This window comes from Streptomyces sp. CB01881, from assembly GCF_002953255.1.
Taxonomy (GTDB): domain Bacteria; phylum Actinomycetota; class Actinomycetes; order Streptomycetales; family Streptomycetaceae; genus Kitasatospora.
In genome coordinates this window covers 448,460-464,539 of record NZ_CP026498.1, presented here as the reverse complement: position 1 = coordinate 464,539, position 16,080 = coordinate 448,460, and the positions used below count along the sequence as shown (strand labels likewise).

Here is a 16,080-nt window from a genome sequence, read left to right as displayed (position 1 = left end):
CGCGTTCCTCCGGGCGGCGGGCCGCCGTCGAGCGGCCGTCGCCCGGCGCCTCAGCCGGCGAGACGGCGGTGGACGGCCGTGACCGCCTCGATCACCCGGTCGGTCTCGTCCTCGGTCATGTCGGAGTGCACCGGCAGGCAGATCTGCCGGGCACAGAGGTCCTCGGCGACCGGCAGCGGGCCCCGCCGGTAGGCGGCCAGCACCGGTTGCAGGTGCAGCGGCAGGTCGTAGACCTCGCCGGAGAGCCGGACGGCGTACTCCTCGGCCACCGCCCGCTTGAACGCGGCGCGGTCGACGCCGGCCGGCAGCAGCGCCACGTACTTGTAGTAGTTGCTGCGCGAACCGGCCGGCTCCGTCACCGGCCGGAGCCCGTCGAGGCCGGCGAGCGCCGCGTCGTAGCGCTGGGCGACCCGCCGCCTGGTCTCGACGAACTCCTTGAGCCGCCGCAGGTGCACCGTGCCGACGGCGGCGTTCAGCTCGCTCATCCGCCAGGAGGCGCCGAACCGGACGTGGTGGTTGGTGGTGAACGAGCCCTTGCCCTGGTCGCGGTAGATCCGGGCCTCGTCGCGCAGCTCGGCCGACTCGGTGAGGATCATGCCGCCCTCGCCGCTGGTGGTGACCTTGGTCGGGTAGAAGGAGAACGCGCCGGCCAGGCCGAACGACCCGGCGCAGCGCCCGCCGTAACTGCTGCCGTGGGCGTGCGCGGCGTCCTCGACCAGGGGGATGCCCCGGCGGTCGCAGATCGCGCGCAGGGCGTCCACCTCGGGGGTGACCAGCCCGCCGATGTGCACCAGCACCACGGCCGCGGTGTCCGGGGTGAGGGCCGCCTCCAGCGTTTCGGGGCCGAGCGCGAGGGTGGCCGGGTCGACATCGGCGATGACCGGACGCCCGCCCGCGTGCACGATGGCCCCGGCGGTCGCGTAGAAGGTGACGGCCGGGACGACCACGTCGCGGTCGCGGACGTCGACGGTTCGCAGGACGATCTCCAGCGCCGCCGTGCCGCTGGCGACGGCGACCGCGTGCGTGGCGCCGTGCTCGGCCGCGAAGGCCTGCTCGAAGCGCTCGGTCCACGGGCCGAGCGTCAGCGCGCCGGTGGCGAGGATCTCCGCCACCGCGTCCGCGACGGCCGAACGGTCGCTCTCGTCGAAGACGATGCGAGCGGGTGGAACGCCCATCGGGCCTCCTCCGGCAGCAGGATGAACAGGGGATCTGACAGGTACTTCCTGGGTGGACCGGGCAGAACGGTCGGGCCAGGCACATCACGCTACTTCGCCCGGGCGACCCCGGCCCGTTGTCGCCGCCCGGCCGGGTGACCCGGGGCCCGGCGGGCCCGCGCCGGCCCGGTGGCGCGCGCCGTCCGGCTCCGGCGGTCTGGCGGCCCGGCCGACGGGTGGGTCCGCTTGTACGGCGGTCCGCGCCGACGGGGCCCAGGGCCGTTGCCGAGGACAGGGGACTCCCTCCGGCGGGGGAGGGCCGGGCCTCCCGCGGGAGGCCGACGCTGCATCGTTCGGGTGGATCCGCTACTGCGCACGAAGTGCGCGAAGTGCCTGCGCAGCGATGACGACACGGGGCCCTCCGGCGGCCGACGATGGCCAGGCTGCGGGAGACCCGGGACGGCCGGCCGACGGTGCGCCCGCCGCACGCACCTGCTGGACGTCATTCGAAGGAGTCTGCTCCCCCGTGGTCACATTCCTGTACCGCCTGTACCGCCTGTACCGCCTGTACCGATGGGTCCGGTGGCGGGGGAGGCCGCCGACGGGCGCGAGGCCGTCGAACTCGCCCGTGCCACCCGGCCCGACGTGCGGAGCCGGAGCCTGCCCGCCCCCCGGCCGACCGGTCGGGCGGGGAGCGGGCAGGGCGCCCACGGCGGAGCGACAATTGACACGGTCCGGCTCAAGTCCCACGGCCCGGTGGGGCTGTACCCAAGGGAGGCCAGCGATGGCTCGCTCGGTCGGAATCGATCTGGGTACCACCAACTCCGTCGTCTGCGTCCTGGAGGGCGGCGAGCCCTCGGTCGTCCCCAATGCGGAGGGCGCCCGCACCACGCCCTCGGTGGTGGCGTTCGCCAAGGGCGGCGAGGTGCTGGTGGGCGAGGTGGCGAAGCGCCAGGCGGTCACCAACGTGGACCGCACGGCCCGCTCGGTGAAACGGCACGTCGGCGACGCGGGGTGGCGCTTCCCCGAGGTGGGGGACGTGGACGGCCGGCGCTACACCGCGCAGGAGATCTCCGCCCGCGTGCTCCAGAAGCTGAAGCGCGACGCCGAGGCCTACCTGGGCGAGGACGTGACCGATGCCGTCGTCACCGTCCCGGCGTACTTCAACGACTCCCAGCGCACCGCCACCAAGGAGGCGGGCGAGATCGCCGGGCTGAGGGTGCTGCGCATCGTCAACGAGCCGACCGCGGCGGCGCTCGCGTACGGGCTGGACAAGGAGAACGACCAGACGATCCTGGTCTTCGACCTCGGCGGCGGCACCTTCGACGTCTCGCTGCTGGAGATCGGCGACGGCGTCGTCGAGGTGAAGTCCACCAACGGCGACACCCACCTCGGCGGCGACGACTGGGACCAGAAGGTCGTCGACCACCTGGTACAGCAGTTCAGGAACGGCCACGGCATCGACCTCGCCAAGGACAAGATGGCGGCGCAGCGGCTGCGCGAGGCGGCGGAGAAGGCGAAGATCGAGCTCTCGTCCGCGAGCGAGACCGGCATCAACCTGCCCTACGTCAGCGCCTCCGCCGACGGTCCGCTGCACCTGGAGGAGACGCTCACGCGGGCCCAGTTCCAGCAACTGACCGCCGACCTGCTGGAGCGCTGCAAGGGGCCGTTCCACCAGGCGGTGGAGGACGCCGGGATCCAGGTCTCCGACATCGACCACGTCATCCTGGTGGGCGGTTCGACCCGGATGCCGGCCGTGACCGAGCTGGTCAGGTCGCTCACCGGGAAGGACCCGCACAAGGGCGTCAACCCGGACGAGGTGGTGGCGGTCGGTGCCTCGCTCCAGGCAGGCGTGCTGAAGGGCGAGGTCAAGGACATCCTGCTGCTCGACGTCACCCCGCTGTCCCTCGGCATCGAGACCAAGGGCGGCATCATGACCAGGCTGATCGAGCGGAACACGACCATTCCGACCAAGCGCTCGGAGATCTTCACCACGGCCGAGGACAACCAGCCGTCCGTGCAGATCCAGGTCTTCCAGGGCGAGCGCGAGATCGCCTCGTACAACAAGCGGCTCGGCGTGTTCGAGCTGACCGGTCTGCCGCCGGCGCCCCGGGGACTGCCGCAGATCGAGGTCACCTTCGACATCGACGCCAATGGCATCATGCACGTCGGCGCGAAGGACCTCGGCACCGGCAGGGAGCAGAAGATGACCGTCACCGGCGGCTCCTCGCTGCCGAAGGACGACATCCAGCGCATGATGCGCGAAGCCGAGCAGCACGCCGAGGAGGACCGGCAGCGCAAGGAGGCCGTGGAGACCCGCAACCAGGCCGAGCAGCTCGTCTACTCGACCGAGCGGATACTCGCCGACAACCCCGACAAGGTGCCGGGCGACGTCAAGGCCGAGGTGGAGGCCGCCCTCGGCGACCTCAAGGAGAAGCTCAAGGGCGAGGACGCCGCCGCGGTCCGGCTCTCGATGGAACGGGCGGCCGTCGTCGCGCAGAAGATCGGCACGGCCATCTACTCCCAGGCCTCCGCCGGTGCCGGCGCCCGGCCCGCACCCGGCCCGTCGGACACTGCCACGGCCGCGCCGGACGGCGCGGAGGAGGTCGTCGACGCCGAGATCGTGGACGAGGAGAGGCCGAGGGGCCCGGCCGGCTGAGCCGGGCCGGGTGTCACGACGACCTCGGGCCCGGGCCGGTCAGCTGGTCCGGACCCTGGGCAGGCCGAAGGCGGACATCTGCTTTTCCTCGTAGGAGAGGAAGCCCAGCGAGCGGTAGAAGGCGTGGTTGCGCTGCCCCTCCGACGTCGACTCGTGGTCGGTGGAGAGCAGGGAGAAGCGGCAGTGGACATAGCGCTCCTTCAGATGCCCGATCAGGGCGCGGCCCACGCCCCGCCGGTGGTGCGCCGGGTGGACGAGGACGTCCTGGACGAGCGGCGCCGCGCCGAGTACCGGCCCGAGCACGCCGCCACCCTGCCCTGGCTGCGCGAGGCCTTCTACGCCGGCTCGGCCGCCGGAGCCACCCTGCCCGGGCGGATCGCCCGGCTGGGCGCCGCCGCCACTCCCGTCCTGGTGGTGGCCGGAGCCTCGGACGGCATGATCGGCACCGCACCGGCTCGCGCGGTGGCCGCCTGCCACCCCGCGAGCCGGCTGGAGGTGCTGACCCGCTCCGGCCACCGGCCGTGGGTGGAGGAGCCGGAACGGTTCACCGGACTGGTCGCGGAGTTCCTCGACGCCGGCTGAGGAGCCGGCCGAGGCGCCGTCAGGAAGCCCCGTCAGGAGGCGCCGTCAGGGCGAGGAGCCGGCCCTCGGCGGGTGGAGGGACGCCGCGAAGGCCGCGAGGGCGGCGAAGTCGTCGTTCCGCAGGCCGATCCGCGGATTGACGTGATGGAGGAGCGCGGGCGCGCCGTGGCCGGCCGCCACGTGGGCGTGATCCGCGTCGCCCTGCTCGTCGTCGACCCAGGCGAACGGGCGGCCGTCGGCGTACGCCACCAACGGCCCGGACTTCCAATGGACGCCGTCGGGACGCTCGTTGAGCAGGGCTTCGCCGAAGTCGACGAACGGCAACCGGGGCAGACCGAGCACGGGTCCGATCCACCTGTTCGCGTCATTCATCCATGCCGTGGCCCAGCACAGCTCGTAGTCCAGCGCCAGCAGGGCCCGCCCGTGACGGTGGTCGAGCCACACCCGTTCCGGCCGCACGCGGGCACGTGGCCTCCCGGGCTCCCCGGCGGCCCCGTCCTCCCGCGGGATGCGGACGCTCGTGTAGCCCTCGGGCCGTCTCCCGTGCTCCGCCGCGTAGGGATTCAGGGGGCCGTCGACATCGAGGAACAGCAACGGCCGGTCCATGGCACCCCCGGATTTCTCCCGATCTCCTGAATCGCCGGAAGCATATCCGTCGTCAGGGTCGCCTGGGCGGGCTGCTCCGGGGGGTCCGCGGCGGGCGTCGAGGACGCCGCGCCGTCCCCGCGGCCGCCCGTGGAGCCGGCGTGCCACCTGTCGTGCGCCCGCCCTGACCCGAGCGCTGAAGTCCGGGAACGGCCCGTCGAAGAGGCCGCTGCCGGAGCGCCGTGTGCAGCGGTCCACCGGCGCGATGCGGCGCGGCGGCCGCGGCCGTAGCCGGTCGGGGGCGAGCCCGGTGCGCCACTGCGTCCGCCCCTTGGAAGGCGGCACGGTGCGCGGCGCGGTCCCCTCCCCGGGGCTGTGGTGGCACACTTCGGACACACCCGGGGCCGGCGCCCGCCGGGCCGCAGAGGCCGCCCGCGCGGAGGTCCCGGGACGACGTGGACGAGCCCCACCGGGAGGGACGCCGTGGACCGGACCTCGGAGCAGGCCTTGACCGTCCGGTCGGCCGAGGGGGCGGCGGCACCCCCTGCCGCCGGTGGACCGCACCGTGACCGAGGGGCGCTGACGATGCCCGCAGACGGTCCCGGCCCGCAGGCCGGCCCCTGGGTGGTCGGCGTCGACGTCGGCGGATCCGGGATCCGGCTCGCGCTCGCGCCGGGCACCTGGCCCGCCGGGCTCGCCGGCGCGCGGACGCGGAACATCGCCGCGGCCGCGCGGGTCGGCGCGGCCGGCCATGACGCGGCCGCGCTCCTCGCCGAGCTGCTCCCCGCCCTCGACGCCCTGGCCACCGGGCTGCCCGCGGGCGCGCGGATCGGCGCCGTCGCCGTCGGTGCGACCGGGATGGCGCTGCTCGGCCGCGACCTCGCGGCCGGGCTCCCCGGTCCGCTGACCCGCGCGACCGGGGCGGAGTGGCTGGTGCTGGCCGGCGACGCCGTCACCGCGTACGCGGGCGCGCTCGGTACTCGGCCGGGTGTGGTGGTCGCGGCCGGCACCGGCCTGGTGGCGGTAGGCCACCACCCGGACGCGGGCTGGCGGCGCGCCGACGGCTGGGGCCAACTGCTCGGCGACTGCGGCAGCGGCGGCTGGATCGGGCGCGCGGGCCTGGAGGCGGCCCTGCGCGCCTACGACGGGCGGACCGGCGGCTCGCCCGCGCTGCTGGCTGCGGCCGAACGGCGCTACGGCCCGGTGACCGGCCTGCCCGCCGCGCTCCAGCCGCGCCCCGACCGCGCCGCGCTGCTGGCGGCCTTCGCCCCGGACGTCGCCACCGCGGCCGAGGGCGGTTGCCCGGTCGCGGACGGGATCGTGCGGCGTGCCGCCGAGGAGATCGTCGCCGCCGCGACGGCCGCCGCCACCGCCGCCGGGCTCACGGAGCCCCGGCTCGCCCTGACCGGAGGTCTCTTCCGGCTCGCCCGGCTGCGCGGGGCCACCCACGCCGCCCTGGCCGCCCGCCTCCCCGGGGCCCGCCTCCACCGGCCCGACGGCCCGCCCCTCCTGGGCGCCCTCCGCCTGGCCGCCACTGCGGCCACCGGCCTGCCCTGGCCGGTCGATCCACCCCTCCTCGACGTCCTGCGCGCTCCTTGACGTTCTGTGCGCCCGCGCAGACTGACCGCCGCCGCCCTCCCGCCGCCCGGGCCCTCCCAGCGAACGGGGCCTCCCGCCTCCCGGGCCCTCCCGCCTCCCGGGCCCTCCCGCCTCCCGGGCCCTCCCGGTGCCACCTCCACGGCCGGAAGGCCTGACGGGTGCCGCTCACTCCTCGTCGGCGGGGAGGACCCAGCGGAAGGGCATGAGCTCCTCCTCCCAGGGGGCGAGGCCGGCCAGCTCGTCGGCGGCTTCGGGCGTGCGGAGCAGGCAGCGGTGGCGGAGCAGGTCGCGGCGTTCGCGGGGTGTCAGCAGCCGTTCCTCCGGGCCGAGGTTGGCCGGGTGGTCGGGGTCCAGTTCCGTGCTGCCGTCGATCGAGCGGTCGCCGTCCACGTTGAGCCGGTCGCCGGCCGGCGACCGGTAGTCGAGCCGGAGGCTGGTAGCCCACTGGGAGTTGCCGCCCCAGCCCTGGGAGAGGTCGACGGTCAGCCGGTGGCGGCGCCGGAAGCTCCAGTACAGCGGCGAGCGGTCGGCGACACCGCGCTGCGCATGGTCGGCACCGGCCCGGACCCGGACGCCCGCCCGGCCGAACACCAGGTCGCCGAGGATCAGGCCTGGCCAGAGCGTTCCGGTGATCTCGATCGGTGACCGGGGGTCGTCGGCCTGCTCGACCTCGACGATCTCGTGCAGGACCGGGTCGAAGGCCCCGGCCCCGGCGGGTGTCATGCCGAGGGCGCCGAACAGCCCGAGGTACTCGTGGTCCGGGAACGCGAGTCCTGGTGTGGCGATGTCCACCGGATCGTCGGAGTGCTGCCGGCCGAGCAGCAGGAGGTCGCTCACCCGGCTCAGGGCGTAGAGCTGCCGGTGCAGGCCCAGGACACCGGCGTCGGTGCGCTTCGCGGTCCACCATCCGTTGCATGCGGCCGTCACCGTGAGCGCGGCGCGGTATCCGCCCTGGGCCCGGTCGAGCCACGGCACGACGACGTCCCCGTACGCGTCCGGTCCCTCGTGTTCCAGCAGGCCCTCGTAGAGCTCTCGCGCTCCCACCCCGTTCAGCATGGCTCGGACTTTAGGGGACGCCCGGGGGCCGGGCCGACCGCATTGTTCCCGCTGTGGACACCCCGCCCGGCCGCCCCGCCGCCCGGCCGCCCCGCCGCCCGGCCGCCCCGCCGCCCGGCCGCCCCGCCGGGCGGCTGGGCGGCCGGGGTCGGACCGGAGCAGGATGGACGGGGAGTCCCGGGCAGCGCCAACTGAACGGGCCGGTGATGGGAGGACGTGATGATCGGGTCGGCGGACATCAGGGAGTGGCGTGGCCACGCCGTGGTCGACGAGAAGGACCGCCGGATCGGCACGCTCGAATCCGTCTACGTCGAGACCGCCAGTGACCAGCCGTTCTTCGCCACGGTCACGGTCGGACTGCCCTCGCGGCGCCGGCTCGTGTTCGTCCCGCTGGAGGGCGCCGTGCTCGGACCGGGGTACGTACGGGTGGCGTTCCCGAAGTCCCTGGTCAAGGAGGCGCCCTCGATCGGCACCGACGACGTCCTGCCGGCCGAGTACGAACCGGAGGTCTTCGCGCACTACAAACTCGACTACGCCCCCGGCGCCGGCGGGGAGCGCCGCCTCGCCCGGCCCTGAGCGCCGGCCACGCCCGGCCGTCCCGGCCGGCCCCGGTCGTCATACCCCACGGGGTACACTGGGGGTCCGGTCGGTAGAGGAAGGCAGCCCAGGCATGAAGGTGGACGACGAGGCGGTCGGCGCGGTCCTCAACCGGCTCCGCCGGGCCCAGGGTCAGCTGGCCGGCGTGATCGCCATGATCGAGGCGGGCCGGGACTGCAAGGACGTCGTCACGCAGCTGGCGGCCGTCTCCCGTGCGCTCGACAGGGCCGGTTTCAAGATCGTGGCCAGTGGCATGCGCCAGTGCATGGCCGGTGCCGACGCGGACACCCCGCCGATGAGCGAGACCGAGCTGGAGAAGCTCTTCCTCACCCTGGCCTGACGCCCCTGGCAGTCATGACGGTCCCGGCGTGAGCCCGCATGTCCGGGTCCGCTGACGGCGACGGGCGCCCCGGCGCGGTCCCGGTGCCGTCCCGGCACGTGGCTACCCGCCCCTGGGCTCCCGTCATCCCGGCGCAGCCGGTCACGCCGTCACCCGTCACGTGTCGCTCATCACCCGACGCGTGTCGCTCATCGCCCGACGCCCGACGCCCGACGCCGGACGCCGGACGCCGGACGCTCATCGCCCGACACCCGGCGCCCGTCACACGTTACCCGGCCCACCCAGGACGCCCCGGAGTTCCCGGAGCGCCCGATATTCCGTCATGCGTCGTTCACGCCCCGGTCGCTGACCTTCGGATGAATGGGGGCCGTCCGCAGTTGTACAGCCAACTGCGGACGCCTCCCTCCCGCCTCCGTGACCAGCCGCCGACGGTCCAGGCCCCGCCCGCACCCCAGTCGGGCCGGCCTGCCCGCGTGCGGCGGACAGGACAACCGTGGCCACCGGCAGTACCCTGACGCCCACCTCACCCGCCAGCCCGGTCGAGGGCGACCGGCTCACCTTCCACTGGACGACCGACGCCCCCGACGCCAAGAACTGGGTCGGCATCTACGACGGCACCCGCCTGCCGGGCAACGGCGGCTCGCTGCTCTGGAAGTACACCCCGGGTGCCGCAGGCGACATCCAGCTCGACACCGCGGCGCTGACCGGCGGCCCGTACACGGCCTACCTGCTGGCCAAGGACGGCTACGGCATCCTGGCGAAGACGGAGCCCTTCACCTTCCGGCCCAAGCCCGCCGTCGTCCGCCCGCACAGCGCCGTCGACGCGCTGACCACCGCCCCGGTCGCCCCCGGTGCCGCCGTCTCGGTCAGGCTCGGCGGCCTCTGGTCCCGCCCGGCGGGCAACCCGGCGGGCACCGCCGTCTTCCGCCGGATCAGCGGCGCCGCCTGGCTCTCGGTGGCCGCCGACGGCACGGTCACCGGCACCGCGCCCGCAGGCCCGACCAGGAACCCCGAGGTGGTCGTCGTCGGGGTCCGGGACAGCGTCGGCGCCTCCGACACCGTGACCGTGCAGATCCCGGTCGCCGACCCGGCGGGCCCGCTGCGCCTGAAGACGGCGAGCTGGAACCTCGCCAACGTGGGCGCCGCCTTCGCCGACGCGCCCGAGAAGCAGCTTCGCGTCGTCCTCGCCCAGGGGCTGGACGTGCTGGCGTTGCAGGAGACCGCCGGTACCGCCGCCCGGGCCCTCGCCGACGCCCTCGGCTGGTACGCCTACCAGAGCCAGGGCAGCGTGGGCATCCTCAGCCGCTACCCGCTGACCGCCGTCACCCCGGTGACCGCCGACCTCCCCGCCGCCGGGGCCACCCTCCAGCTTCCCGGCGGCCGCAGCGTCCGGTTCTGGGCCGCGCACCTGGACGAGGCGGACTACGGCCCGTACGCCGTGCAGGACGGCCGTGGCGCCGCCGAGGTGCTGGCCGGCGAGAACGCCTCCGTCCGGCTCCGGCAGGCCAGGGCACTGGCCGACGCCGTCCGGGCGGACGCCGCGGGCCGCAGGCCGGTGGTCGTGGCCGGGGCGCTCTCCTCGCCCTCGCACCTGGACTGGACGGCCGCCACCGCCGCCACGCACGGTGGCGCCGGCCCGGTCGCCTGGCCGGTCACCACCGTGCTCCAGGCCGCCGGACTCACCGACAGCTTCCGCGAGGAGAACCGCGACCCGGCCAAGGCGCCCGGCTTCACCTGGTCGCCGACCCGCAAGCGGCGCGCCGACGGCAGGGCCGAGCCGCAGGACCGGATCGACTACGTCCTGTACGCCGGCCCGCTGAAGCTCGCCGAGGCGCACACCCTGGTCGCCGACTGGCCCGTCACCGGTACGGACCCGGCCGCCCTCACCGCCAACGAGTGGCCCTCCGACACGGCCGCGGCCGTCGCCACCTTCCAGCTCTGACGGCCGCGCGGCCGTCGTTCGCGCCGCATCCGCCGATCCACCTCCGCCACCCCCGAGAGGCCCGCTCGCCATGTCCGAACTCTCCCGCCGCACCTTCGTCGGTGCCACCGCGGCCGCCGGCGCCGCCGCCGTCGTCGGCCTTCCGGCCACGCCCGCCGACGCCGCACCCGCACCCGCCGCCGGCCGTCTCACCGGCACCGTCAAGGACGTCCGGCACGTCGTCGTGCTGATGCAGGAGAACCGCAGCTTCGACCACTACTTCGGCACGCTCAACGGCGTCCGCGGTTTCGGCGACAAGCAGGCGCTCCAGTTCCCGGACGGGACGGACGTGTTCCGCCAGCCCGACGCCCGCCGCGCCGACGGCGGAGTGATGCTGCCCTACCGGATGGACACCTCCCAGTACAACGCGCAGAACGCGGGCGGCCTGCCGCACGACTGGGCCACCGGCCACCAGGCGATCAACAACGGTGCGATGAACAAGTGGGTCGCCGCCAAGGGCGAGCGCACCATGGGGTACTTCACCCGCGCCGACATCCCCTACCAGTACGCACTGGCCGACGCGTTCACGATCTGCGACGCCTACTTCACCTCCCTGGCGGGCCCGACCGACCCCAACCGCCTCTACCTCTGGACGGGCACCGCCGGTCCGGGCCGGGACGGCACCACCGGGCCCTGGATCGACAACACCCCGGTGACGGACAACCCGGTCGCCGACTGGACGACGTACGCCGAGCGCCTCCAGGCGGCGGGCGTCAGCTGGCGCGTCTACCACAACCCCAGCAAGGACGACCGGACCGGCGACTACGACGACAACGCCCTCTCCTACTTCAAGCAGTTCCACAACTTCCCCGTCACGGACCCGCGTTACGTCAACGCGATGACCAAGTTCGACCCGGCCGCGTTCGACGCCCACTGCAAGGACGGCACCCTGCCGACCATCTCGTGGCTGGTCGCGCCCTACCTCTTCTCCGAGCATCCGGAGGCCGGCCCGGCGTACGGGGCGCACTGGGTCAACACCGCGCTGCAGTCGCTGATGTCCAACCCGGCGGTCTGGCAGCACACCGTCTTCCTGGTCATGTACGACGAGAACGACGGCTACTTCGACCACATGGTCCCGCCCACCCCCGAGCCCGGCACGCCGGAGGAGTTCACCCAGGGCCGGGCGATCGGCCTCGGCAACCGCGTCCCGCTCTGGGTCGTCTCGCCCTGGTCTCGCGGCGGCTACGTCAACTCCCAGGTCTTCGACCACACTTCGGTGCTGCGCTTCATGGAGCAGGTCACCGGTGTCGCCGAGCCCAACATCTCCGCCTGGCGACGAGCCGTCTGCGGGGACCTCACCAGCTGCTTCGACTTCGCCGCCCCGGACCTCTCGATACCGCAACTGCCGGACACCAACGCCCTGATGGCCAGGGCCGATGCCGGGACCAAGCTCCCCGGCGTCCAACTCCCCGCCGCCGGAACCCAGTCGATGCCCGTCCAGGAGCGCGGCGACCGACCGCACCGCCACCTGCCCTACCAGCCCTGGGCCGACGCCGACGTGGACCGCAGGACCGGCAGGGTCACCTGCACCATGAGCAACGACGGCACGGTCGCCTTCCCCTACACCATCTACCCGAACATCCTGCTCCCGTTCGCCGGCACGCCCCACACGGTGGCCCCCGGTGCCACCGCCACGTACGTCTGGGACGCCGCCGCCACCAACGGCCGCTACGACTTCACCGTCCACGGCCCCGACGGCTTCGTCCGCCGCTTCGCCGGCACCGTGATCCGCGACGGACGGAACGGCCCGGACGGCCCGGACGGCCAGAACGACATCGGCGTGCCGATCGTGACGGCCGATCTGAGCAACTCCTCCCGGCTCACCCTCCAGCTGGTCAACGACGGCATGACCGACCTCTCCTTCACCACCACGCCCAACGACTACGCGGGCACCGCGCAGACCGTCTGGGTCAAGCCCGGTAAGCAGGTCAACCTGGCCTGGCCGCTGGACGGCCAGGGCCGTTACGACGTCGTCGTGACGGCCGCCACCGGCCTGCGCTTCATCCGGCGCTACGCCGGCCGGGTCCACTGACCCGACCCGCCCGGGCGGGCCCGCACACGGGCGGGGCGGCGCCGAACCGGTGACCCCCGGCCGTGGCGAGGCCGCCCGGCCGGGGGCCGCGGCTACCGTCGGGCGCATGCAGAAAATCACCACCTTCCTCTGGTTCGACCACCAGGCCGAAGAGGCCGCCCGCTTCTACACCTCGGTGTTCGCCGACTCCCGGATCACCGAAATCACCCGCTACGGCGAGACCGGCCCCGGTGCGGCGGGCAGTGTCATGACCGTCACCTTCGAACTCCACGGCCAGCAGTACACCGCCCTCAACGGCGGCCCGCTGTTCCCGTTCACCGAGGCCGTCTCGCTCCAGGTCGAGTGTGCCGACCAGCAGGAGGTGGACGAGCTCTGGACGAAGCTCACCGCGGACGGCGGCCGGGAGAGCGACTGCGGCTGGCTCAAGGACCGCTACGGCCTGTCGTGGCAGATCACCCCCAGGGTGCTGAACGAGCTGATCGCCGATCCGGACCGGGCGAAGGCGGACCGCGTCATGGCGGCGATGCTGCGGATGCGGAAGATCGAGATCCAACCGCTCCTCGACGCCGCCCGGGGGTGACGCCGTGACCGCCGCGCCCTACCGCTGCATCCTCTACGTCCGTGCCACCCCGCAGCACGTCTGGCACGCACTCACCAACGCCGACGAGTCCGCCGCCTACTGGGGCCACCGCAACGTCTCCACCTGGCTGCCCGGTGCCCGTTGGGAGCACCGGCGGACCGACGAATCCGGCACCGTCGACGTGGCCGGCACGGTCGAGGCCGCCGAACGCCCGCACCGGCTGATCACCACCTGGGCCGGTCCGGACGAGCAGCGCCCGGGCGGCCCCTCCCGGGTCACCTTCGAGCTCCAGGGACACCTGGACCTCACCCGGCTCACCGTCACCCACGACCGGCTCGCCGACGAGGCCGAGCGCGCCGACGCCGAGGCCGGGTGGTCGGCCGTCCTGTCCAACCTGAAGACCTACCTGGAGAGCGGCAGGCCGCTCCCGCAGGAACCCTGGTCGATGCCCTGACGGACGGCGCCACAACCGCCCGTGCCACAACCGCCCGTGCCACCCCGCCCGTGCTTGTCCCGCCCGTTGCACCCTGCCCGTGCGTGTCCCGTCCGGGCTACCCCGCCCGGCGCTCGCGTCCGCGCCAGAGCCGGGCCAGCCCGGCGGGCCGCAGCCGGCTGGCGCGCAGCCGCTCGCCGCGCGCCAGCCGGCGCAGCCAGGCGAACCGGGAGAACCGCTCCCGGTTCGCCACCGACGCCCGGTCCAGCTCCTCCATCAGCCGCCGACCGCGGTGTTCGAGGTCCAGCTCGTCCAGGATCCGGTCCACCTCGGCCAGCAGCGCGCCGTGCAGCTGCCAGGCCTCGGGGTGCTGCTGAACCTGCCGCAGCAACAGCTGGGCGACGTTCTCCCGGCTGGCCCAGGCGGCGGCCAGCTCGGCGGTGAGCCGCTGCTCGGCCTCCTCGGCGTTGTGGCTCACCTGGGTGGTGACCAGCACCGCGAAGCTCACCAGCGCCCCGCCGACGTGCGCCAGCAGCTCCTCCAGCGCCACCGCCACCTCGGCGGGGAACAGCTGCTCGCCGGGAGCGCGCCGCTTGGCCAGGTCGGTGAGCGAGCGGGCCAGCACCCGGATCACCACCACGCAGATCTCCAGCGTGTCCAGCCCGGTGCGCAGCACCAGCCGGGAGAGCAGGCCCTCGCTGATCCTCGGGTTGAGCCGCAGGCTGTCCTCGGCCTGGCGCAGCGCCCCGTCGACGTCCGCGATGGCCTGGTCGAGCCGGCGGGCCTCGTGCAGCCGCTCGGCCGCGCGTTCCACCGGGGTCGGCCGGCCGAGTTCCTCGGCGATGCCGTTCAGCAGGTGGCGGGCTCGCCGGGCGAGGTCCTCGATCGACTCGCCGGCGGTGTCCACCCAGACCGGCGGTGCGAACACCAGGTTGAACAGCAGCCCGACGACGGCGCCGATCAGGGTCTCCAGGACCCGGTCCCAGGCCTGCGAGGTCACCTGTGAGACGCCCAGGATGAGCATCGCGCTGATCGCGACCTCCTGGACGAACTCGTCCACCCGGACGAACCGCCCGATCGTCAGCGAGGCCAGGATGATCAGCCCGAGGCTCCACCAGGAGAGCCCGACGACCGAGCTGAACCCGATCGCGATCAGCACCCCGACCACCACCGAGTTGACCCGGCGGATGCTGGTGGTCAGCGTCGAGTAGACGGTGACCTGGACCACCAGCAGCGCCGTCAGCGGAGCGGTGAGCGGGGCCGGTTCGCTGCTCAGCCGGGTGGCCACCGCGTACGACAGGGTGGCGGCCACCGTCGCCCGGATCGTCTGGACGACGAAGGGTTCTCGGGCGCCGCGGCGCAGTGCGGTCGCGAAGGTCTCCGGAAGAAGGGCCATGCCGCCCTTCCTTCCCCGTGGCGGCCCTCTCCACCGCCGGAGCGGCGGAGCGCTACCCGAAAGAGCCGGGCCCGGTGGCCGCCGGGGCGGGGGTCACGGCTGCTTGCGCTGGTCGCGGAGCAGCTTCCACGGTGCCATCGCGGACTCCACCTGGACCCCGAGGCTCATCTTCGACGCGCCCTTGACCCGCTCCTCGAAGCGGATCGGCACCTCACGGATGGTCAGCCCGCGCTTGACGACCCGGTAGTTCAGCTCGACCTGGAACGAGTACCCGTTGCTGTTCACCGAGGGCAGGTCGATGGCCCGCAGGGTCTCCGCCCGCCAGGCCTTGAACCCGGCGGTGGCGTCCCGGACCCCGAGGCTGAGGATCGTGTTGACGTAGAAGTTCGCCCAGGCCGACAGCGCCTTGCGGTGCCACGGCCACTCCTCGGCGGTCGAGCCGCCCGGTACGTAGCGGGAGCCGATCACCACGGCGGTGTCGCCGGCCATCAGGGTCTCCACCATCACCGGGAGCACCGAGGCCGGGTGCGAGAGGTCGGCGTCCATCTGGATCACCACGTCCGCGCCCTCCTCCAGAGCCCGGGTCATGCCCGCTATGTACGCGCGTCCGAGGCCGTCCTTCTCGGTGCGGTGCAGCACGCCGACCGTGCCGGGGGAGTCCGCGGCGAGCTTGTCCGCGACCTCCCCGGTGCCGTCGGGCGAGTTGTCGTCGACCACCAGCAGGTGCAGGCCGGGCAGCTTGAGGTCCGCGAGCAGCCCGGCGAGGACCGGGAGGTTCTCCCGCTCGTTGTACGTGGGCACGACGACAACGACCTTGGGGGAGGCCTCGACCATGTTCTATTCCCTCGCGCGATCCCCGGCCGTGCCGCGCCGTCGGCGCTTTCGTCCGGCCGGACAGTTGTTCACTTCGGTCGAGCGAGTCTAGCCGCGCCCGGGACCGGCCCCTCCACCGCGGTGCGGGGCGGCTCCCCAGGACGCGGAACAGGCGCTGAACAGGCGCAGGGTAGGCGAGGAGCAGCCGCCGGGCAGACGCCGAGCGGGCGACGCGCCGGGGCGCGCCCGCAGCGTTCCCGGCCGCGGGGGAGC

At 74.0% G+C, this 16,080-nt stretch carries 15 protein-coding genes; 9 read left to right on the top strand and 6 right to left on the bottom strand.

Translation table 11 applies throughout. The annotated features are described in order from the left end of the window. Positions 1 to 50: 50 nt before the first annotated feature. The gene (locus tag C2142_RS02220) at positions 51 to 1,175 is read right to left on the bottom strand and encodes a DegT/DnrJ/EryC1/StrS aminotransferase family protein (protein ID WP_148640818.1); all 1,125 of its coding nucleotides are present in this window, start codon (positions 1,173 to 1,175) and stop codon (positions 51 to 53) included. 763 nt (positions 1,176 to 1,938) lie between these two features. Here C2142_RS02220 and dnaK point away from each other — a divergent pair. Further along, a complete protein-coding gene (gene dnaK / locus C2142_RS02215; protein WP_148640817.1) occupies positions 1,939 to 3,813 on the top strand; it encodes a molecular chaperone DnaK in 1,875 nt (624 codons plus the stop codon). Between the two features lie 39 nt (positions 3,814 to 3,852). Here dnaK and C2142_RS02210 read toward each other — a convergent pair whose 3' ends face one another. Continuing rightward, positions 3,853 to 4,041 (bottom strand): hypothetical protein, encoded by a 189-nt coding sequence (locus C2142_RS02210; RefSeq protein ID WP_162002387.1) that lies wholly within the window; start codon positions 4,039 to 4,041, stop codon positions 3,853 to 3,855. On the opposite strand from C2142_RS02210, the gene C2142_RS02205 reads away from it, so the two are divergent. After that, positions 4,018 to 4,395, top strand: a complete 378-nt coding sequence (locus C2142_RS02205) for an alpha/beta hydrolase (RefSeq protein ID WP_162002386.1) — start codon at positions 4,018 to 4,020, stop codon at positions 4,393 to 4,395. The two genes, C2142_RS02210 and C2142_RS02205, sit on opposite strands and share 24 nt — an antisense overlap. A 45-nt stretch (positions 4,396 to 4,440) precedes the next feature. Here C2142_RS02205 and C2142_RS02200 read toward each other — a convergent pair whose 3' ends face one another. After that, complete coding sequence (locus C2142_RS02200) at positions 4,441 to 5,001, bottom strand: hypothetical protein (RefSeq protein ID WP_148640814.1); 561 nt, start codon at positions 4,999 to 5,001, stop codon at positions 4,441 to 4,443. A 564-nt stretch (positions 5,002 to 5,565) separates the two neighbouring features. Here C2142_RS02200 and C2142_RS02195 point away from each other — a divergent pair. Further along, complete coding sequence (locus C2142_RS02195) at positions 5,566 to 6,579, top strand: BadF/BadG/BcrA/BcrD ATPase family protein (RefSeq protein ID WP_148640813.1); 1,014 nt, start codon at positions 5,566 to 5,568, stop codon at positions 6,577 to 6,579. A gap of 165 nt (positions 6,580 to 6,744) precedes the next feature. On the opposite strand, the gene C2142_RS02190 is transcribed toward C2142_RS02195, so the two are convergent. Further along, positions 6,745 to 7,635, bottom strand: a complete 891-nt coding sequence (locus C2142_RS02190; protein WP_148640812.1) for a hypothetical protein — start codon at positions 7,633 to 7,635, stop codon at positions 6,745 to 6,747. Positions 7,636 to 7,854: 219 nt separating this feature from the next. Between C2142_RS02190 and C2142_RS02185 the strand changes: the two genes are divergently transcribed. From C2142_RS02185 to C2142_RS02160, 6 genes are all read left to right on the top strand, one after another. Further along, on the top strand, positions 7,855 to 8,211 hold the full coding sequence (locus C2142_RS02185; RefSeq protein ID WP_148640811.1) for a PRC-barrel domain-containing protein: 357 nt from the start codon (positions 7,855 to 7,857) through the stop codon (positions 8,209 to 8,211). Positions 8,212 to 8,305: 94 nt separating this feature from the next. Next, on the top strand, positions 8,306 to 8,572 hold the full coding sequence (locus tag C2142_RS02180) for a metal-sensitive transcriptional regulator (protein WP_148640810.1): 267 nt from the start codon (positions 8,306 to 8,308) through the stop codon (positions 8,570 to 8,572). A gap of 493 nt (positions 8,573 to 9,065) precedes the next feature. After that, positions 9,066 to 10,514 (top strand): endonuclease/exonuclease/phosphatase family protein, encoded by a 1,449-nt coding sequence (locus tag C2142_RS02175; RefSeq protein ID WP_148640809.1) that lies wholly within the window; start codon positions 9,066 to 9,068, stop codon positions 10,512 to 10,514. A 70-nt stretch (positions 10,515 to 10,584) separates the two neighbouring features. Beyond that, positions 10,585 to 12,585, top strand: coding sequence for a phospholipase C, phosphocholine-specific (locus C2142_RS02170; protein ID WP_148640808.1), 2,001 nt, complete (start codon positions 10,585 to 10,587; stop codon positions 12,583 to 12,585). Between the two features lie 106 nt (positions 12,586 to 12,691). Further along, positions 12,692 to 13,165 carry a VOC family protein gene (locus C2142_RS02165; protein ID WP_148640807.1) on the top strand — a complete coding sequence of 158 codons (474 nt, stop codon included), beginning with the start codon at positions 12,692 to 12,694 and terminating at the stop codon, positions 13,163 to 13,165. Between the two features lie 4 nt (positions 13,166 to 13,169). After that, the gene (locus tag C2142_RS02160) at positions 13,170 to 13,619 is read left to right on the top strand and encodes an SRPBCC domain-containing protein (protein ID WP_241002323.1); all 450 of its coding nucleotides are present in this window, start codon (positions 13,170 to 13,172) and stop codon (positions 13,617 to 13,619) included. A 97-nt stretch (positions 13,620 to 13,716) separates the two neighbouring features. Here C2142_RS02160 and C2142_RS02155 read toward each other — a convergent pair whose 3' ends face one another. Together C2142_RS02155 and C2142_RS02150 are read right to left on the bottom strand one after the other, a co-directional pair. Then, entirely contained in the window at positions 13,717 to 14,994 is a 1,278-nt protein-coding gene (locus C2142_RS02155) for an aromatic acid exporter family protein (RefSeq protein WP_148640805.1), read from the bottom strand. Between the two features lie 93 nt (positions 14,995 to 15,087). Further along, entirely contained in the window at positions 15,088 to 15,828 is a 741-nt protein-coding gene (locus tag C2142_RS02150) for a polyprenol monophosphomannose synthase (RefSeq protein WP_148640804.1), read from the bottom strand. Positions 15,829 to 16,080 lie beyond the last annotated feature (252 nt).

Excerpts from the sequence above, each read along its gene's own strand:
- C2142_RS02220 (WP_148640818.1), bottom strand. The coding sequence starts at position 1,175 with ATGGGCGTTCCACCCGCTCGCATCGTCTTCGACGAGAGCGACCGTTCG.
- dnaK (WP_148640817.1), top strand. The coding sequence starts at position 1,939 with ATGGCTCGCTCGGTCGGAATCGATCTGGGTACCACCAACTCCGTCGTC.
- C2142_RS02205 (WP_162002386.1), top strand. The coding sequence starts at position 4,018 with ATGCCCGATCAGGGCGCGGCCCACGCCCCGCCGGTGGTGCGCCGGGTG.
- C2142_RS02200 (WP_148640814.1), bottom strand. The coding sequence starts at position 5,001 with ATGGACCGGCCGTTGCTGTTCCTCGATGTCGACGGCCCCCTGAATCCC.
- C2142_RS02195 (WP_148640813.1), top strand. The coding sequence starts at position 5,566 with ATGCCCGCAGACGGTCCCGGCCCGCAGGCCGGCCCCTGGGTGGTCGGC.
- C2142_RS02190 (WP_148640812.1), bottom strand. The coding sequence starts at position 7,635 with ATGCTGAACGGGGTGGGAGCGCGAGAGCTCTACGAGGGCCTGCTGGAA.
- C2142_RS02185 (WP_148640811.1), top strand. The coding sequence starts at position 7,855 with ATGATCGGGTCGGCGGACATCAGGGAGTGGCGTGGCCACGCCGTGGTC.
- C2142_RS02180 (WP_148640810.1), top strand. The coding sequence starts at position 8,306 with ATGAAGGTGGACGACGAGGCGGTCGGCGCGGTCCTCAACCGGCTCCGC.
- C2142_RS02170 (WP_148640808.1), top strand. The coding sequence starts at position 10,585 with ATGTCCGAACTCTCCCGCCGCACCTTCGTCGGTGCCACCGCGGCCGCC.
- C2142_RS02165 (WP_148640807.1), top strand. The coding sequence starts at position 12,692 with ATGCAGAAAATCACCACCTTCCTCTGGTTCGACCACCAGGCCGAAGAG.
- C2142_RS02155 (WP_148640805.1), bottom strand. The coding sequence starts at position 14,994 with ATGGCCCTTCTTCCGGAGACCTTCGCGACCGCACTGCGCCGCGGCGCC.
- C2142_RS02150 (WP_148640804.1), bottom strand. The coding sequence starts at position 15,828 with ATGGTCGAGGCCTCCCCCAAGGTCGTTGTCGTCGTGCCCACGTACAAC.